4 protein-coding genes are annotated in these 20,334 nt (G+C 69.4%); 2 read left to right on the forward strand and 2 right to left on the reverse strand.

The features are described from left to right. Positions 1 to 5: 5 nt before the first annotated feature. Both ACVN9Z_RS24420 and ACVN9Z_RS24425 read right to left on the reverse strand, forming a co-directional pair. Positions 6 to 2,690: a hybrid sensor histidine kinase/response regulator gene (locus ACVN9Z_RS24420; protein WP_458212758.1), complete on the reverse strand. Its 2,685-nt coding sequence runs from the start codon at positions 2,688 to 2,690 to the stop codon at positions 6 to 8. Further along, the gene (locus ACVN9Z_RS24425; RefSeq protein ID WP_006386325.1) at positions 2,683 to 3,504 is read right to left on the reverse strand and encodes a response regulator transcription factor; all 822 of its coding nucleotides are present in this window, start codon (positions 3,502 to 3,504) and stop codon (positions 2,683 to 2,685) included. The genes ACVN9Z_RS24420 and ACVN9Z_RS24425 overlap by 8 nt, the downstream gene beginning before the upstream one ends. Positions 3,505 to 3,987: 483 nt before the next feature. On the opposite strand from ACVN9Z_RS24425, the gene ACVN9Z_RS24430 reads away from it, so the two are divergent. Together ACVN9Z_RS24430 and ACVN9Z_RS24435 are read left to right on the forward strand one after the other, a co-directional pair. Next, the gene (locus tag ACVN9Z_RS24430; protein ID WP_006386324.1) at positions 3,988 to 5,643 is read left to right on the forward strand and encodes a ShlB/FhaC/HecB family hemolysin secretion/activation protein; all 1,656 of its coding nucleotides are present in this window, start codon (positions 3,988 to 3,990) and stop codon (positions 5,641 to 5,643) included. A gap of 24 nt (positions 5,644 to 5,667) precedes the next feature. After that, complete coding sequence (locus ACVN9Z_RS24435; protein WP_458212759.1) at positions 5,668 to 20,331, forward strand: filamentous hemagglutinin N-terminal domain-containing protein; 14,664 nt, start codon at positions 5,668 to 5,670, stop codon at positions 20,329 to 20,331. Positions 20,332 to 20,334 lie beyond the last annotated feature (3 nt).

Genomic DNA, 20,334 nt, shown 5'->3' on the forward strand with positions numbered 1-20,334 from the left:
CCCGCTCAGGCCACGGGCATCCGCCCGCACAGTTCGCCGATGGCCGCGAGATCGCCCTGCCGCGCCAGCCGCTGCACCTGCTGGCTGAAATCCGTGAAGGCCGGATCGCGCGCCTGCACGGCGCGCGCCCAATCCATCAGGTCCGAAATGCCGCCGATATCCAGCAGCCGCTGCACCTGTTCCAGTTCGGCGCGCGACAGGCGCGGCAGCGGCGATGCCGCCGGCGCCGGCTCATTGGCCGCGGGATTCGTCGCCAGATGCAGCAGGCGGCCCAGCAGATGCCGCAATTCCACCAGGTTGATGGGCTTGAGCAGGCTGGCGTCGTAGCCTGCGCCGTCCAGGGGCGGCGTCTCCTGCGGCGTCGCCGATACCGCCACCACCGGCAGGTCCGGCCAGCGCGCGCGCGCGGCACGCAGCACGGCGGAACCGTCGGCGCCTTCCATGCGGTGGTCGGTCAGGATCAGGTCGGGCCGGCGCGCGTCGTCGGCCTGGATGCGCGCCACCATGCCGCGGCCGTCGGCTTCGCTTTCCACCAGGAAGCCCAGGCTGGCCAGTTCCTCGACCAGGAACTCGCGGATTTCCGGGGTGTCCTCGGCCAGCCAGATGCGCTTGCCCGCGCCATCCAGCAAGGGCAGCACGTGCGCCGCGGCGGCGATGTAGTGGTGCGACACGCGTGATTCGTCCACCTGCCTGACCGGCAGGGCCACGCTGATCGTTGTGCCCTGGCCCACTTCGCTGTCGACGTGGATGCGGCCGTTCATGCGCTGCACCCATTGCTGGACGATCGCCAGGCCAAGCCCGACGCCGGGCTGGCTGTCGGCGGACGTCAGCCGCTGGAACGGTTCAAAGATGTGCTGCCGGTCTTCGGGCGCGATGCCGCAGCCGGTATCGCGCACCGACAGCGTCAGCCAGCCCGCGGCCTCGCCCGCCGCCGGCGCGGCGTAGTCCGCGGTCAGCGTGAGCACGCCGCCGCGGGTGAACTTGGCGGCATTGTCGATCAGGTTGGACAGCACCTGCCGCACGCGCTTGCCATCCATCTCCAGCACGGCGGGCACGCTGTCCGGCACCCGCAGTTCGAAGCGGTTGTCCTGGCGCGCCGCGATCGGCGCGGCTTCCTTGGCCACGGCATCGAGCAAGGCGTGCGCGTATTCGGGCGCCAGCCGCAATGCCTGGCCGCCGGCGCCGGCGGCGTAGTCGATCAGGTCATTGACCATGCCCAGCATGTGGTCGGCGCTGCGGCGGATGACGGCGCCGCGCGGCGCGTCGTCGCGGCCGCCGGCCTGGATCAGGTCGGCAAAGCCGATGATCGAGGTCAGCGGCGTGCGCAGATCGTGGCTGATGCGCGCCAGGAAGTCCTGCCGCACCCGGCCGGCCTCGTCGGCCAGAATCAGCGCCGCCTGCAACGCCTGGGTGCGCTCGGTGACGGCCTGGTCCAGCCGCTGGTGTTCGCGTTCGCGCGCCTGCGCCAGTTCCCGCTGTGCCGCCAGCCGCTCCTGGCGATGCTGGCGCGAGCGGCCATGCAACAGCACGGCCAGCATCAGCGACACCGACAGCAGGTCCCAGGCGACTTCCGGCCCGCCCGCCCAGCGGCCCGGCAGCAGCCCCTGGATGTAAGCCACCCGCAGGAACAGGCAGGAACAGTAGATGGCGAAGGACAGCAGGAAGATGCGCGCGTTGGCATGGCCGCGGCGCCAGCCGTCGGCCATGGACACCAGCCACACCAGCGCCCACAGGAAAATCAGCCCGATCAACGCCTGCGCCGCCTCGCGGTAGTCGCCCAGCGCGGCCCAGACCGCGCCCGCCACGCCGGCGGCGATCAGCCCGCGATAGACGCCGCGCCAGATGCGCACCCGGTGCAGGTCGGCGAACAGCATCGCCATGAAACCGAACAGGGACGCCGCCAGCGTCGCCAGCACGCTGGGCGCGCGCAACACCATCTCGCCGCCGCCGGTCAGGACGTAGCGGTACAGCAGCCCCTGGAACGACAGGCTGTAGAGAATCTCGATGAAGATGGCGGCGGACAGCAACAGGTAGACCGGGTCGCGCTGGGCCGCGCCCAGCACCGCGGCGTAGAGGCCGACCATCATCAGGGCGCCGATCAGCAGCGCCACCACCATGGTATTGCGCTGGGTCACGCCGACGAACGCCGCCGGCGTCCTCAGGGTGGGCTCCATGCTGATGGCGGAACGGCTCTGCACCCGCACCAATACCGTCATGCGCTGGCCCGGTTCGAGCCGCAACGGCACCACCGAGACGGTGGCCGGGATCTCGCGGCGCGCCAGCGGCTCGCGGTTGCCGGCCAGCAGGATGCCGGACGGCTGCCGTTGCCCTGGCGCGAACAGATAGAAACGCACGTCCTCCAGCCGCGGCACGCCGAACGAGAGCCAGCGTTCCTGGGCGCTGCCGGACGTGTTGCTGACCTCCAGCCGCAGCCAGAACGCCGAGGCGGAATACCCCCGGTTCAGCCAGCGGGCGGTGACCGGCTGCCAGGCGCCATCGAGGACCTGGCTGGCGTCCTGGTCGCCGGCCTGGTCTTCGATGCCCCGCAGCTCGCCGACCAGCGGCAGGGTGCCGCCCACGGTGCTCAGGTCGATGACGGGCTGGGGATCCTGCCCGCGCGCGGGCAGGCTCAGGCAGGACAGGGCCAGCCACAGCAACCAGGCCAGCCAGCCCACGCGACGATCAGGCATGGGGATCCTGCTCCTGGCGCAGGGCGGTCGGCGCCATGCCGAAACGCTCGCGGAAAGCGGTGGAGAAATTGCCGCGGTTGCCATAGCCCACCGCCTGCGAAATGGCCTGGATGTCCAGGCCGGTCTCGCACAGCAGGCGGCGCGCCTCGCGCATGCGTTCTTCGCGCAGGAATTCGAACACAGTGGTGCCGGCGCACCGCCGGAACGCCTGGTTCAGCCGACGCGCGTTGGTGCCCAGCGCCTGGGCCAGCGCCACCAGCTCCGGCGTGTGGTCCAGCCGTTCGCGCAACAGCTTGCGCGCGGCGCGGAACAGGACGCCATCGAGCGTCGACCCGGTGCCCGCGGCCGGGGCGCCGTCCTCGCAAGGGCCGGCCGCGCTGGCGGGCTGCGCCACCGGCGTCACGCGCAGGTGTATCAGCAGGCGCAGGCGCACTTCCTCGAAATCGAACGGCTTGGCGACGTAGTCGACGGCGCCCGCCGACAAGCCCGCCACGCGCTCCATGGGCAACGACGCCGCGGTCAGGAAGATGACGGGAATGGCCCGCGTGGCCGGGTCGGCCTTGAGCAGGCGACAGGCCGCCAGGCCGTCGCAGACCGGCATGTTCACGTCCATCAGGATGATGTCGGGCTGCACCAGTTGCGCCTTGCGATAGCCGTCGTTGCCGTCCTCGGCCACATACACCCGGCAGTCCTGGCTGGTCAGGAAATCCACCAGCAGCATGCGGTCCTCGGGACGGTCCTCGACGACCAGCACGCGCAGGCCGGCAAGCTGGCCCGGGATAAGCGGATAGGAGGCGTCATTCATGCCGCGCATTCTTTCATGCCGGCCGCTGGACGCGTTGGTAACAGCCCACAGAACCGTGCCGGTTTTGTGAATATTTTTCCTTGCGGCAAACGTGTCGTGCATTCCGGCAAACCTGGCGGGCGCAATCATTATTCACACATGATAGTGTTTGTTACATCAAGCCATGGACCGGGAAACCGTGGCGTCCCATCGATCTTCGGCAGCGTCCCACGACAACAACATCACGTAAACACCCTCGACAGCACGCTGGCAGGTCGTCCCTCCGTGGCATCTCCTGGATGCCACTGCCCAAGCAAGAATCCCGCAGTGCCCCACAGTTGTAAAGAACTTTAGAAATTTTGTTTTTTATGTTTACGAAATATATCAAATAGCTTCATTTAAGCCTGAATGTAACGAATTATCACCCAAGCATCCATGCGCCGCCCTATTCCACTCCGCCGCCCCGCCCTGTTCCGCCAGCCTCCTTCCTCCCTGCGCGCCGGCGTTGCCGCCGTGCTGCTGGCGTTAGCCGCCGGCCCCGTGGCGGCGCAGAACGTGCAGCTTCACCTGCCTTCGGGCGCCGAGCCGGGCCGCCAGCTGCCTCAGCCGGTCATGCCCGAAAGCACGCCCACCGCGCCACCGGTGACGGTGCAGCAAGGTGGCGCGACCGAAGCGCCCGCCGGCGCGGACAAGCTGACGTTCACGCTGACCGACATGCGTGTCGAAGGGGTGACCCGCTACCCCGCCGACACGCTGCGCCCGCTCTACCAGGACCTGGTCGGCAAGACCATCACCGTGGCGGACGCCTTCAAGGTGGCCAGCGACATCGAGCTGCGCTACCGCAACGACGGCTACGTCACCACGCGCGTGATCGTGCCGGCGCAGACGATCGAAGGCGGCCAGTTCCGCATCATGGTGGTCGAGGGCTACATCTCCGACGTGAAGTACGACGGCGACATCGGCCCGGCGCAGGCGGCGGTCGAAAAACTGGTGCAGCGCCTGCGCGGCGTGCGTCCCATCAACGTGGCCGAAGTCGAGCGCCAGCTGCTGCTGGCCAACGACCTGAACGGCCTGACCGTGCGCGCCTCGCTGGAGGCCTCGCCCAAGGAAGTGGGCGGCTCGGTGCTGGTGGTGCGCAGCGAGCGCAAGCCGGTCGATGCGCGCCTGGGCATCGACAACCGCGCCTCGCCCTACCTCGGCTGGAGCGAAATGACCGGCCAGGTCACGCTGAACTCGTTCGGCGGGCGCGCCGACAGCCTCACCCTGACCGGCAGGGTGGGCTTTCCGGCCTACCGCAGCAAAGCCGTGGGCGCCAATTACGACATGCTGGTCAGCGACAGCGGCATGACGGTCGACGTCGCGGCCAGCTACGCCAAGAGCGAACCGGGCCGCGAACTGGCTCCCCTGAACGTCGCCAGCGACGTGCAGGCGTATTCGGCCACCGTCACCTATCCGGTGATCCGCTCGCGGCTGGAGAACCTGCGCGCGTTCGGCATGCTGGACGTGCGCAACGTCACCACCGACATCACCGGCATTCCCTTCACGCGCGACCGCCTGCGGGTGCTGCGCGCCGGCCTGAGCTATGACCGCACCGACAGCTGGAACGGGATCACCGCCGTGCGCGGCACCGTGCACCAGGGCCTGGACGCCATGGGCGCCTCGCAGGAAGGCAATGAGCTGGCCTCGCGCGCCAAGGGCCGCCCCGACTTCCTGAAACTGACGGCCGAACTGACCCGCCTGCAGCAGCTGTCCGACCGCTTCAGCCTGGTGGCCACCTTTGCCGGCCAGTACAGCGCCAGCCCGCTGCTGGCCAGCGAGGAATTCGCCCTGGGCGGCCCCAACTTCGGCCGCGGCTACGACGACGGCGAAATGTCCGCGGACTCGGGCGTGGCGGCCTCGCTGGAACTGCGCTACGCCGTGTCGAGCGACCGTTTCCTGCCGCAGGGCGCGCACGTCTACACGTTCGTGGACGGCGGCCACATCTGGTCGCGCAGCGAAAGCGCCCCGCTGACGCGCGCCAAGCTTTCCTCGTATGGCGCCGGCATGCGCGCCAACCTGACCAAGAACCTGTACGCCACGATCGAAGTGGCCAAGCCCATGAGCAGCGACGTCCTGACCCAGGGCAACAAGGATCCCCGCGTGTTCTTCAGCCTCTCGGCCCAGTACTAATCCGCGACAGAAAAGCGACCGACAATGAATCGTCAATCCCGCATCCTCGCCCAATCCGCCCGCCGCCAATCCCTGAAGGCCCCGCCCCTGCCCGCGCTCACCACCATGGCGATGGTGATCGGCTCGCTGGTCTCCGGCGGCGCCCACGCCACCCCCACCGGCGGCAACGTCGTGGCCGGCGGCGCGACCATCAATGACCGCGGCAACGGCACGCTGGACATCAACCAGTCGACCGGCAAGGCGATCATCAACTGGAAAGACTTCAGCATCGGCGCCAACGAGACGGTCAATTTCCGCCAGCCGGGCAGCAACAGCATCACGCTGAACCGGGTGGTTGGCAACGATCCGTCGGCCATCTTCGGCCGCCTGAACGCCAACGGCACGGTGATGCTGGTCAACCCGAACGGCGTGCTGTTCGGCAAGGGCGCCCGCATCGACGTGGGCGGCCTGGTCGCCACCACCGCCAACATCAGCGACAAGGACTTCCTGGCCGGCAAGTACAAGTTCGATAAGCCGTCGTCCAAGGCCAACGCCATGATCGTCAACGAAGGCACGATCAGCATCAAGGACAGCGGCCTGGCGGTGCTGGTGGCGCCTGCCGTGCGGAACTCGGGCGTGATCGAGGCCAAGCTGGGCCGCGTGGCCCTGGCCGGCGCCAAGACCGTCACGGTCGACTTCCATGGCGACGGGCTGCTGAGCTTCGATGCCACTTCGACCGTCAACGAATTGCCCAGGGATGCCGATGGCAAGCCGGTTTCGGCGCTGGTGACCAACGCCGGCGTGATCCGCGCCGACGGCGGCACGGTCCTGATGACGGCGCGCGCGGTCAAGGGCGTGATCGACAACGTGGTCAACACCGACGGCATCGTCAGCGCCAAGGCGGTGGGCACGCAGAACGGCAAGATCGTGCTGTCCGGCGGCGACGCCGGCACGGTCAATGTGGCGGGCACGGTCGAGGCCACCGGCGCCAACGCCGGCGAGCGTGGCGGCAAGGTGGTGGTAACCGGCGAACACGTCAACGTGGCGCGCGGCGCCGCCATCGACGTGTCCGGCGCGGCCGGCGGCGGCGAGATCGCGCTGGGCAGCCAGGGCGTCGCGCCCGACGACGGCTCGGCCGCGTTCAGCGGCAAGTCCTCCACCGTCAAGGTGGCGGCGGGCGCCACGCTCAAGGCCGACGCGCTGGTCAACGGCAAGGGCGGCAACGTGACGATGTGGTCCAACGACGCCACGGCGTTTGCCGGCAGCCTGTCGGCGCGCGGCGGCGCGCAAGGCGGCGATGGCGGCTTCGCCGAAGTCTCCAGCAACAAGAACATCGGCCTGACCGGCTCGGCCGACCTGCGCGCGCCCAAGGGCAAGACCGGCCTGCTGCTGATCGACCCGACCGACCTGCGCATCGTCGATTCCGCCAGCGGCAGCGGCTCGCAGGACGGCGCGGCCGGCGACGGCACCATCAACGGCGGCGACGCCAACACCGCCAACAACACCGTATCGCGCGGCCTGCTCGAAAGCCTGGCCGGCACCACCAACATCAAGCTGGAAGCCACCGGCCAGATCACGGTCGCGGACATGGCCGCGATCAACCTGAAGACCACCGCCGGCCACAGCTTCACGATGCGCTCGACCCAGACGGGCGGCATCCGCTTCGAGAATTCGAACACCGAGATCAGCACCCAGGGCGGCTCCATCACGCTCGAAGCGCTGGGCGTGGGCAGCACGCTGGACAATATCGGCAAGCTGACCAGCCGCGGCGGCACGATCACGTTGAACGCCACCGGCGACATCAACCTGGCCAACGTCATCAATGCCGGCACCGGCGCGGCGCAGATCCGCACCAGCGCGGGCTCGATCCGCAACACCGGCGGCGCCAACCAGGTGGTGGCGGGCAGCACTGTCAAGCTGGACGCCAGCGGCGGCAGCATCGGCGACCTGGCCGCCCCGGTCAACACCCAGACGGCGCAGCTGTCGCTGGCGACCGGCGGCAACCTGGCGGTGGCCAACCGCCAGGCCCTGACCTCGCTGGACATCACCAGCCGCCACGCGCAACCGGGCGTCAACAACAGCTTCCTGCTGACCTCGCCGGACCTGGCCTTCGCGCTGCAGGACAACGGCGGCTACCAGCTGAACACCGTCAACCAGTCGGCCCTGCACTTCTCGTTCACCGGCGACCGCACCATCACCGTCGGCGACGTGGCCCTGGGCACCGGCACGCTGGCGCTGACGTCGACGGCCGGCAATATCTACGGCACGGCCGGCGGCCTGCTGAACGCCAACCAGGTCACGCTGAGCGCCGCCGGCAGCGACGGCCGCAACGGCGCGATCGGTTCGTCCGCGCAGGCCCTGCGCATGCAGACCGTGGGGTTGACCGCCACCAGCGGCACTGGCGGCGTCTATGTGAACGGCCTGGGCTCGCTGAACCTGAAGGCAATCGACACCACCGGCAACCTGGCCATCCAGGCCACCGCCACGCTGACCTTGGGCGATATCAAGGCGGGCGGCGCCGCCGCGCTGACATCGATGCTCGGCAGCATCGTCGACGACGGCAACGACGCCACCAGCATTTCCACCTCGTCGCTGACGCTGTCGGCCGCGCAGGGCATCATCGGCAGCGCCGCGCGCGCCCTCAAGACCAACGCCAGCACCCTGTCAGTCACCGCGGGCGCCAGCGGCGTGTACCTGGACAGCGCCAGCGCCAACCTGAACATCACGCAGGCGCAGGCCAACGGCGGTCCCGTCACGATCACGGGCGCGGGCAGCGTCTCGGCCAACAACGTCAGCTCCGGCGGCGGCGCCATCAACCTGACGGGCAACAGCATCGCCGCCGGCCAGATCAACGCGGGCGCCGGCAATGTCACGCTGACCGCGCGCGCCGGCAGCATCACCGGCACCTCGGCCTCGCTGATCACCGGCAACGTCGTCACCCTGCTGGCCCCGGCCGCCAACACCAGCTACACCGTCGGCACCGCGGGCACCTACCTGCGCACGGCCGCCGGCGTGCTGAACGCGACCGGCGGCAGCATCTACCTGAACCAGGCCCAGGGCTCGGTGCTGCTGGACGACCTGAAGGCCAACAACGGCATCTTCGTCACCGGCGTGGCGAACCTGAGCGCCAACATGCTCGATGCCGGCACCGGCACGCTCTCGCTCAATGCGCAGGGCGGCAGCATCGTGCGCGCCAATGCCAACAGCGCGTTGGCGGGCAGCAGCATCCTCCTGCAAGCCCAACAACACATCGGCACGGCCAGCGACCACCTCACGGCGGCCACCACCAGCCTGACGCTGGGCAGCGGCGGCGACATCTACGTCGACAACCCCGCCAAGACGCTGACCTACCTGGCCATCACCAATTCGCACGCCGACCCGGCCCGCCGCAACACCATCCAGGTGACCGCGCCGTTCCTGAATTTCGACGTCAATGACGACCTGGGCAACGCCTACGAGCTGCGCCAGGTCTACAGTTCGCTGCTGAGCCAGTTCTCGTTCACCGGCGACCAGAGCCTGAAGCTGGGCAACATCCGCGCCGGCAGCAACATCACGCTGGTCTCCAACCAGGGCAGCATCCTGGACGACGGCATCGCCGACACGCGCGTCACCGCCAACAACGTCAGCCTCCGGGCCGCCCAGGACATCGGCACCAGCGCCAATTTCGTCGCCGTCAACGCGCCGGGCCTGACGCTGGACACGCGCGGCAACCTCTACGCCACCGACATCGCCGACCTCACCTCGTTGACGGTGTACGCGCGCCACAAGGACGTGGACGACCGCTACACGCTGGACGTGCGCGCGCCGTCGCTGTTGTTCAACATCACCGACGACGTCGGCGGCCACACGATCCATGAAGTCCGCGACAGCAACTGGGTCAACTTCAGCTTCAACAGCGACCGCGACATCACCGTCGGCAACATCGACGCCGGCTACAGCGGCAGCATCACGCTGAACGCCGCGGGCGACCTGCGCGACGACGGCAACAAGCAGACCCGCCTGTTGGCCAATTCCGTCAGCCTGATCGCCGGCAAGGCGGTCGGCGCGACCGGCACGGGCTATCTGGACGTGCTGACCGGCTACCTGAGCGGCACGGCGAGCAATGGCGGCTTCTATGTGCAGCTGCCCAATCCGACCGGCTACGCCAATTACACCGGCATCGTCACCCTGAACAACATCACCGCCAGCGACGCCGTGCAGATCGACCTGCGCCAGGGCGACGCGCTGCTGGCCGGCACGGTGCGCAGCAACGCCGGCAACGTCACGCTGAACGTGGCCAACGGCTCGCTGTACGGCAGCGGCGGCGGGGTCTGTGCGGGCGCCAACGACATCACGCTGTCGGCCGCGGGCACGATCGGCGGCGTGTACGGCGGCACCCTGCGCTACGTCGGCGTGGGCGCGGCGGGCCAGGCCAACGTGCAGGCCACCGCCGGCACCGACATCTACCTGAACGGCACCACCGGCAACATCAAGCTGACGCGCCTGCAGGCCGGCACCGGCCAGATCGGCTACACCCAGTCCTCGGGCACCACCACCATCGGCAGCCTGAGCGCCGGCGGCGCGGCCACGCTGGCCAATAGCGGCGGCTCGCTGCTGGACGACGGCGACGCCGCCACCGTGATCCGCGCCAGCAACATCGCCCTGACGGCGGGCGGCGCGATCGGCGCGGCCGGCGCGGCGCTGACGCTGCAGGCGCCCGACGTCAGCCTGACCAGCGGCGGCAACATCGCCGTGGACAGCCTCACCGGCCTGACGCGATTGAATGTCACGCGCAACGGCAGCGCCAACGGCGTGTACAGCATCACCGCGCCCAACCTCACGGCCTTCGCCGTCACGGACGACAGCCTTGGCATCCACCTGGCGGACATCGCCAGCTCGACCAACCTGGACTTCGGCTTCACCGCCAACAACAAGAACCTGCTGGTCGGCAACATCGACGCGGGCGCCAACGGCAAGGTCAGCCTGGCATCGGCCCAGAACATCAGCAACGACAATCCGGCCAGCCCCGGCGTCATCCGCGCCGCGACCGTCGCGCTGACGGCCGGCGCGAACGGCTCCATCGGCTCGTCCATCACGGGCGGCACGCTGGCCCTGAGCGGCACCTCGGCGCTCAGCCTGACCGCCGGCAACAACATGTACGTCGGCAGCGACACCGTGCTGCGCAGCCTGGCCATCAACAGCCTGAAGAACGCCGGCAGCGCCAGCACCTTCGCCATCGGCGGCGGCGCCGGCCAGGTCATCACCCTCAGCGACGACGGCACCACCCAGTACCTGGAGCAGGTCACGGGCGGCCTGACCGACTTCAGCTTCAGCGGCCGCAAGAACATCCAGGTCGGAACCCTCTCGGCCAGCAACACGGTCAGCCTGACCACCGCCGGCGGCGGCGTCAATTCCAGCATCACCAGCGACGGCGGCAGCGGCCGCATCACGGCCGGCAGCGTCACGCTGTCCGCCACCGGCGCGGACAGCTACACCGCGCGCGACGCCAATACCGGCGCCATCGGCGCCAGCGGCCGGGCCCTGCGCCTGAGCACCAGCAACCTGGCCATCACCAACAACGGCGACATCAACCTGAACAACGGCGGGCTGGCGCTGAACAGCCTGAACCTGTACCTGTCGCGCCGCGACGCCGGCAGCGTCAACTTCGACACCAACAGCTACGCCTTCGGCGGCCTGGGCAGCCAGACGCTGGCCATCTCCGGCGGCACCAACCTGTCGATCGGCGCCAGCATGGCCGGCGCGGCGCTGACCATCAACACCGATACCGCCATCACCGCCAACGCCATCAACACCGGCAGCGGCTCGGTGTCGCTGACCTCGCGCTACGCCAACACCGACCTGGCCCCGACCATCGGCGGCTCGGGCCTCATCACCGGCAACAATGTCAGCCTGAGCGCCCTGGGCACCAATGGCAGCGTCTCGGCGCAGACCAGCGCGTCCAACCTGTCGATCGCCTCGGCCGGCAACGTGTCCGTCGCCAACAACAAGGCGCTGACCGCGCTGTCGCTGACGGCCAACCACAACAGCAGCAGCGGTTCGATCAACAACACGTACAACATCAGCGCCAGCGGCATGACGGCGTTCTCGTTGAGCGACTCCACCGGCGTCGCCGGCCTGACGCTCAACAACATCACCAATACCGGCAACCTGGCGCTGTCGATCTCGTCGGACCGCGCGCTGACGGTCACCAACGTCAGCACCGCCGCCGGCGGCTCGGTGACGCTGGCGAGCAACGGCACCATCTATGGCAACAGCTCCAGCGCCAGCTCGCCCAACATCACCACCGGCGCACTGACCCTGAATGCCGGTTCGGTCACGGGCACCTACGCCACCAACCAGCCGCTGTTCGTCAGCGTCGACTCGCTCTCGTCCAACGTCCGCGGCAGCCTGTGGGTGTCGAACAACAAGAACCTGACGCTGCTGGACAACAGCGCCACCAGTTCGGCCCAGGTCAACGTGACCAACGGCTCGATCACGCAGGGCGCCGGCCGCTTCGTTACGCCGGTCCTGACGCTGACCGCCACGCAGTCGATCGGCGCCGCCGGCAACGCGATGCAGACCGACACCCGCCAGCTGACCACGCAGTCGGGCGGCAACCTGTACGTCAACAACGCCAGCGACCTGTTCTCGCTGAACATCACCGCCAACCACGCCAACAGCGCCGTGGACAACGTGGTGCAGGTGGCGGCCAAGGGCCTGACGTTCAACGTCACCGACGCCGGCGTCTACACGATGACCGAGGTCGGCGACCTGACCGGCCTGAACTTCTCGTTCAACGGCGACCGGACGCTGTACGTCGGCAACGTCGACGTCGGCCCGGCCAACACCGTGAGCCTGGGCGCCTTTGGCTCGGGCGCCCACATCCTGAACCTGACGCCGACCTCGCACATCACCGGCGACGTGGTCACGCTGGGCGCCAGCGGCCAGATCGGCGTGGCGTCGGGCGACAACTCGGGCTCGATCCACACCACTACCGGCGAGCTGTACCTGACGGCCGGCAGCCACGTCTACCTGGACAACGACCGCGACCTGGCCAGCCTGTCGCTGTACGCGACCGGCTCGTCGGCGGCCACCTACCAGATCGTGTCGAACGAACTGCTGTTCGACGTGGCCCACAACGGCAGCCGCCTGCAGGTCAACGAGGTGCGCGACAACACCGGGCTGAACCTGATGCTGTCGAGCAACGTCGGCCAGGACATCGGCATCATCGACACCACCCAGAACGGCACGGTGCGCCTGTCGAGCAACAACAGCATCCTGGGCAGCGCCGACGACAGCCAGCGCATCACCGCAGCGTCGGTGCAGATCACCACCCAGGGCTCGGGCGCCATCGGCGCCGTGGGCCGCGAGATCAACCTGTCGGCGCCGCTGGTGAACATCCAGAACGCCGGCGACGTCTACATCGACTCCGACCGCCACATCGACGCGCTGACGCTGTATTCCACCGGCAACGGCGCCCGCAGCTATGGCATCACCTCGCCCACGCGCGACGGCGGCAACATCGTGTTCCAGGCCGCGGATGGCGGCAGCGGCAGCAGCGCCGGGCTGGTCCTGACCAAAGTCGAGGACACGGGCGGCCTGAACCTGAGCGTGACCAGCGACCGCAGCATCACTGTCGGCGCGATCAACGTCGGCTACGACAACGTGGCGCTGTACTCGCGCGGCGGCTCGCTGCTGGGCGACGGCGACGCCAACAGCAAGATCGACGCGGCCGGCCTGACCCTGACGGCGGCCAACGCCATCGGCGCCGCCGGCACGGGCAACGCCATCGACACCCGCGTCAGCACGCTGAGCGGCCGCGCCGACAACGGCGGCGCGTTCATCACGGTGGAAGGCAACACCAGCCTGCCGAGCCTGACCTCGACCGGCGCCAGCTCGGTGGGCAACACCCTCGGCGACATCGAGCTGGGCACGGTCAACACCAATGGCAATGCCTTCTCGGTCAACAACACCGGCGGCTCGATCCTGAGCGGCACGATCAACAACGCCACCAGCGTCAACCTGACGGCCAACGGCTCGATCGGCAACAAGAGCGCCATCCGCACCAATGCCCTGAACGGCGGCACCACCACGGTCACCCTCAGCGCCACCAGGACCGACCGCGCCGATGGCAGCATCGCGCTGAACGAGACCTATGGCCTGCAGGCGACCTCGGTTACCGCGGCTGGCGACATCACGCTGGCCGCCGACACCGGCAACAACGGCCGCAACCTGACCGTGGGCGCCGTCACGTCCACCGACGGCGCGGTCACGCTGTCGACCGCGCGCGGCAGCATCACCGGCATCGACAACGGCAACCTGGTCACCGGCAAGAGCGTCAGCCTGACGGCCAACTACGGCACGGCCTCGAAGATTGGCTCCTCCAACTCGGCGCGCCTGCATCTGAACACCGAGAAGCTGACGATGGCCACGCCCGGCAGCATCTACATCGACAACCTGGCCGACCTGTCCGACCTGACCATCATCCGCAACAACGCGCAGGGCTCGAACCTGGGCAGCGCCGGCTTCCTGACCATCGACGCCCAGAACCTGACGTTCAGCGGCGCCGACAGCGGCAATGCCACCGCGCTGACCATCGTGCGCGACACGACCGGCCTGAACTTCACCTATCAGGCCATCGGCGCGATCAACGTACACGACATCGACGTCACCCAGAACGGTTCGGTCAACCTGTCGACCAACCCGTACTACACCACGGGCGGCTCGATCCAGGGCATGAACGCGTCCTCCAAGATCGTCGCCGGCGACCTGACGCTGTCCACCGCCTCGGGCAACGCGCCCAACACGATCGGCTCGGCCGGCCTGGCCCTGAACACCCAGGTCAAGAACATCGCCTCCACCGCCTCGGGCGGCATCTGGCTCAAGCAAACCGGCTCGATCAACCTGGGCAACCTGCGCGCCGGCGGCGACCTGTCGGTCACCACCACCACCGGCGACATCCTGGTCGGCACGGTCAGCTACGGCACCGGCAATGCCCTGACCCTGAACGCCCAGACCGGCAGCATCCTGTACGGCGGCGGCACGCTCTCGGGCGCGGGCGCCGGCGCCATCACGCTGACGGCGCAGAACGGTATCGGCACGCGCGACGCGGCGATCAAGATCGCCGCCCCGAACAGCCCGGTGTCGGCCACCGTCACCGGCGACGGCTCGCTCTACCTGGACAGCAGCGGCAACCTGCTGGGCGGCCTGACGACCTCGGTCGCCAATGGCGAAACCCGCATCACCGGCAACGGCAGCCTGGCGCTGACCAGCGTCACCTCCGGCACCGACGCGGCCGGCAACGACATCTCGGTCAAGACCACCTCGGGCAACATCACGGTCAAGAACCTGCAGGCCGGCGCCAACCACGGCCAGGTCACGCTCAACGCCGAGAACGGTTCGATACTGGCCGACGCCGCCGGCGCCACCGTCAAGGCCTACGGCGTGGCGCTGAACGCCGCCAACGCCATCGGCGCCAGCAACGGCCGCATCAACGCGACCGGCCAGCGCGTCGAAGCCACCACCGGCGGCGGCATGTACCTGGCGGCGGACAACAATTCCGTCTACTCGTACCTGTCGGGCAACACCATCGACATCGCGGCCGCCGGCAATCTGCAGATCGCCAACGCGATCTCGTCCAATGGCGCGATCAAGATCACCGGCAACGGCACCAACAGCCAGTTGGTGGCCGGCAACATCGACGCCGGCGCCGGCAGCGTCAACATCGACTTCAGCAAGGCGGGCAGCACCATCGTCGACGACCGCGAGGAATCCACGCGCATCATCGGCAACAACGTGGTGCTCAAGGCCGGCGCGGGCATCGGCGGCGCCGCTGGTTCGCCCGACAATCTGCAGACGACCGCCGCCAACATCACCGCCGAAGTCACCGGCGCCGGCGCGATCTACCTGAACGACAACCGCGCGGCCGGCACCACGCTGGCATCGGTCATCACCCAGAACGGCGCGATCGGCATCACCACCGCCGGCCCCACCCTGGTCACCAGCGCCATCAGCCGCAACGGCTCGGCCAGCAACAGCATCTCGATCGCCACCACCAGCGGCGACCTGTCGGTCAACACGATCGACGCCTCGGCGGGCGGCGACATCAGCCTGAATGCGGCCGGCTCCATCCTCGGCGCGGTGGCCAACAACCTGGTCCTGGGCAACACGCTGACGGCCGTCGCCGGCGGCAGCATCGGCTCGGCCGCCTACCCGGGCAATGGCTCGGGCGGCATCGCGCTGCGCACCAACCTCGGCGCCCTGGGCAATCTGTCGACCGCCGCCGACGGCGCGGTCATCGTGGTCAACAACATCGGCACGCGGGCGCTCAGCGCCAACAGCGGCAACATCCAGCAGAGCGGCGCCAACAGCTCGGTCTACCTGACCACCGCCGGCGATCTGGACGCCAGCGGCGGCATGTCGAACACCGCCGCCAACCTGCTGCTGTCCTCGGGCGGCAAGCTGACGCTGGCCAGCGCCGGCGTGCAGGCCAACGGCACCATCACGCTCAAGGGCACGCAGGACGTGGTGGCCGCCGGCGCCACGCCGCGCACGATCAACGTCAAGGGCACCACGCTGAATTTCAGCAGCGGCGCCGCGGGCGGCAACACCACGCTGGTGACCGAAGCCCGCACCATCGGGGCCAGCCTGACCGGCACCAGCACGCCGGCCAACCTGACGCTGACCAACACCGGCGCGCTCGACGCGTCGCTGAGCGCCGCCAACGGCGACATCAGCGCCACGGCCACCGGCTCGCTGAACGCCTCGGCCACCGCCGTCGGCAGCAACCGCACCATCGCGCTGACCTCGCAGCACGGCGATGTCGAGATCGGCATCGTCAACGCCGGCGCCGCCAGCGGCACCGTGATCCTGAGCGCCGCCGAGGGCTCGCTGCTGGGGCTGGACAACACCCTCACGGCCAACAGCCTGGACCTGACCAGCAAGACCGGCATCGGCACCCGGGCCGACCACTTCACCACGTCGGCCCGCAATCTCAAGGCCAATGTCCTGGGCAGCGGCGACATCTATGTGGACGCCTCCGGTCCGTTGACGCTGGGCCGCGTCGCGACGGCCGACGGCAACATCGGCATCGCCTCCGCCGGCAACCTGGCGAGCACGGTCGGCCTGTCGGCCGGCAACGGCGGCGACGTCGCGCTGGCCTCCACCGCCGGCAACGTCACTGTCAGCCACGATATCGCCAGCGCCGACGCGCATGACCTGTCCGTGAGCGGCGCGGCCATCGCCATGGCCGCCGCCAACACCAGCGGCAGCCAGACCTACACCGGCAACGTCACCCTCAACGGCGACCTGACCGGCAGCGCCATCGGCATCACCGGCAACGCCACGCTGGCCGGCGGCAAGCGCACCCTGACGGCCAACGGCGCCAACGGCGGCGTCGCCCTCTCGGGCGCGCTGAACGGCAGCGCGCAGCAGGCCGTGATCGTGGCCGGCGACGGCGACGTCACGCTGGGCGGCAATGCCTCCAACCTGGCCAGCCTGACCATCACCGGCAACAACATCGACCTGCGCCAGGTCGCCACCACCGGCGCCCAGCAGTACAACGGCGCCACCACGCTGCGCGGCGCGTACACCACCGCCAACGGCGCCTTCGGCGTCGACGGCGCCACCACGCTGGCCAGCACCGTGAGCGTGACCACCGGCAGCGGCGCGGTCACCTTCACGGGCGCCATGTCGGGCGCCAACGCGCTGACCGTCACCAGCATCGGCACCACCACCTACGGCGGCGCGGTCGACATCGCCTCGCTGAACCAGGCGGGCTCCGGCGGCACGGCCTTCAACGGCGGCAGCGTCACCACCAGCGGCACGCAGACCTACGTCGGCCACGTGACGCTGGGCGAGGATGCGGTGCTGACCGGCGCCACCGTCACCCTGGCCAACGGCGCCGACGGCGCCCATGCGCTGGAAATCGACGGCACGGCCCTGCTGACCGGCGCCATCGGCGCCACCACCAAGCTGGCCAGCCTGACCGTGGACGGCGCCGCCACGCTCAATGCGGGCAGCATCGCCACCACCGGCAACCAGCGCTACAAGGGCGCCGTGACGCTGAGCGGCGATCACACGCTGAGCACCACCACCGGCGGCGTGGCCTTCGACGGCGCGCTGGACGGCGCGCATGACCTGCACGTCGTGTCCACGGCCGGCGGCGACGTCAGCTTCGACGCGGTCGGCGGCGCCACGCAACGCCTGGGCAGCCTGACGGTCGACACGGCCGGCACCACCGCCTTCAATGGCTCGGTCTACGCGGCATCGGTGCAGACCGATGACCCGGGCGCCGTGACCATCACGGGCGAGCGCGTCGACACCACCGGCGTCATGCGATTCGGCGAGCTGGTCACGCTGGGCGGCAACGTCACGCTCAAGGGCGCCAGCGTCACCCTGGCCGGCGGCGCGAACGCGACCGACGAGCGCCAGGGCCTGACCATCGAAGGTCCGGCCACGATCAACGGCCCGGTGGGCGCCGGCGCCAATGGCCGCCTGGCCTACCTGACCGTCGACGGCGACGCGACGCTCGGCGGCGGCCCGCTCAAGACGGTGGGCGAACAGTCCTACCAGGGCAAGGTCGAACTGTCCGGCAATGCGCAACTGAGCACCGCCGACGCCAAGGTGACCTTCAACGATGCGGTCACCAGCGGCAACGGTAGCAGCCTGACGGTCAGCAGCGGCAGCGGCGACGTGCGCTTTGCCGAACAGGTCGGCGACGCCGCCACGGGCCGCCTGGGCGCCCTGGCCGTCAACAGCAACGGCGCCACCACCTTCGAGAAGGCCGTGTACGCCGCCTCGGTCAACACCGACGCCGGCGGCACCGTGGCCATCAACGGCGGCCTGGTGGACACCACCGGCACGCAATCCTATGGCGAACGCGCCCTGTTCGGCACCGACACCGTGCTCAAGGGCAGCACCGTCAGCCTGCTGGGCGGCGGCGACGGCAAGCACGACCTGACCATCGATGGCGACGCCGTGCTCAAGGGGCCGCTGGGCGCCAATGATCCGCTGGCCAGCCTGACGGTCAAGGGCAACGCCACGCTGGGCGCGGGCAGCATCGTCACCGACGGCGAACAGTCGTACCAGGGCAACGTGACCGTGGGCGGCGACGTGTCGGTGACCAGCCGCCAGGGCGACATCGGCTTCGACCGCGCGGTCGACGGCGGCCACGGCCTGACGGTCGTCGCCAATCAAGGCGAAGTGACCTTCGCCGGCCCGGTCGGCCAGGGCTCGCGCCTGGGCGACCTGAAGGTCAGCGCCGCCGGCGACATCGTGCTGGACGGCCCGGTGCGCGCCGCCTCGGTGCAGACCGGCGGCAACGGCGACGTGCTGATCAACGGCGGCTCGGTGGACACCACCGGTTCGCAGCAATACGGCCAGCACGTCATCCTGAGCGGCGTGGACACCACCCTGAGCGGCGCCGACGTGCAGCTCAAGGCCGGCGTCGACGGCACCCAGCCGGGCCAGCAAGGCCTGGTCATCGTCGGCAACGCCGATATCCAGGGCGACGTGGGCGCCACCACGCCGTTGCGCGGCCTGGCCGTCTCCGGCGCCACGACCATGGGTCCGGGCAAGACGCACACCACCGGCGACCAGGTCTACAACGGCGCGGTGACCCTGGCTGGCAACCGCGACCTGGCCAGCGACACCGGCTCGGTGATCCTGGGCAGCAAGCTGGATGGCGGCAACGGCAACAACCTGAACGTCAACGCCGGCAAGAATATCCAGGTCGCGGGCGACGCCACCGGCCTGGGTTCGCTGACCCTGCGCGCCGTCGACACCATCGTGTTCAACGGCGATGTCAGCGCCTACCGCGTGCAGCAGCTGGAAGCCAAGTCCGCCAGCTACAACGGCGCGGTGCGCGCCTCCGGCCCGGACGGCATCGACATCGCGGGCGACACGCTGTCGTTCGGCAAGAACGTCACCGCCGACACGGGTTCGATCCGCATCGCCAATACCAGCCCGACCGGCACCACGTCCTTTGGCGCGGGCAGCACCGTGAGGGCCGCCACCGGCTTCACCCAGACCGGCGGCGCCGGGCTGACGCTGCCGGCGCAATTGCTGGTGACGCAGGGCCCCATCAACCTGGGCGCGCCGGCGAAGCTGCAAGGCGGCAACGCGGTCATCCAGACCAACGGCGACATCACCGCCATCGGCCTGAGCGGCCCGCAGACCTCGCTGACGCTGGCCTCCGGCGTGGGCGCGCTGCGCATCGGCCTGAACGACGCGGATCCGAGCCACAAGCTGGACGTGGCCGGGCTGACCGTGCCGAACGCCGGCTCGGCCGACATGTGGGGCGCGATCGGCGGCAAGACCGGCTCCATGGCCGCCACCATGGTCCGCAGTTCGCTGGTCGGCGCGCCGTACTACATGAACGGCGCCACCTGGGGCCCGACGGACGTGATCGACCGCCTGGCCGCCGTGACGGCGCCGCGCACGGTGATCCCCACCACGCCCACCGCCAACCCGCTGTTCCAGGGCACGGTTCCGTCCAAGGGCTTCGGCCCCGACGCCCTGGGCGCGTACACCGATCCGCAGGTGTTGACCGTGGCCTCCGCGTTTACCTGGCAGCTGCCTTCCGGCGACAATGCGCTCCTGAGCGTGCCGGCCGGCAACAACCCGGTGCTGCAGACGCCCGGCGCCAATCCGCAGCGCCCCGCCGCCGAAGGCGTGCCGTCATCCGATGATGCGCGCCGCGACACCGACACTCCCTCACGTACTCTCTGATCC

The sequence above is a fragment of the Achromobacter sp. KK8 genome (assembly GCF_054188005.1).

Excerpts from the sequence above, each read along its gene's own strand:
- ACVN9Z_RS24420 (WP_458212758.1), bottom strand. The coding sequence starts at position 2,690 with ATGCCTGATCGTCGCGTGGGCTGGCTGGCCTGGTTGCTGTGGCTGGCC.
- ACVN9Z_RS24425 (WP_006386325.1), bottom strand. The coding sequence starts at position 3,504 with ATGCGCGGCATGAATGACGCCTCCTATCCGCTTATCCCGGGCCAGCTT.
- ACVN9Z_RS24435 (WP_458212759.1), top strand. The coding sequence starts at position 5,668 with ATGAATCGTCAATCCCGCATCCTCGCCCAATCCGCCCGCCGCCAATCC.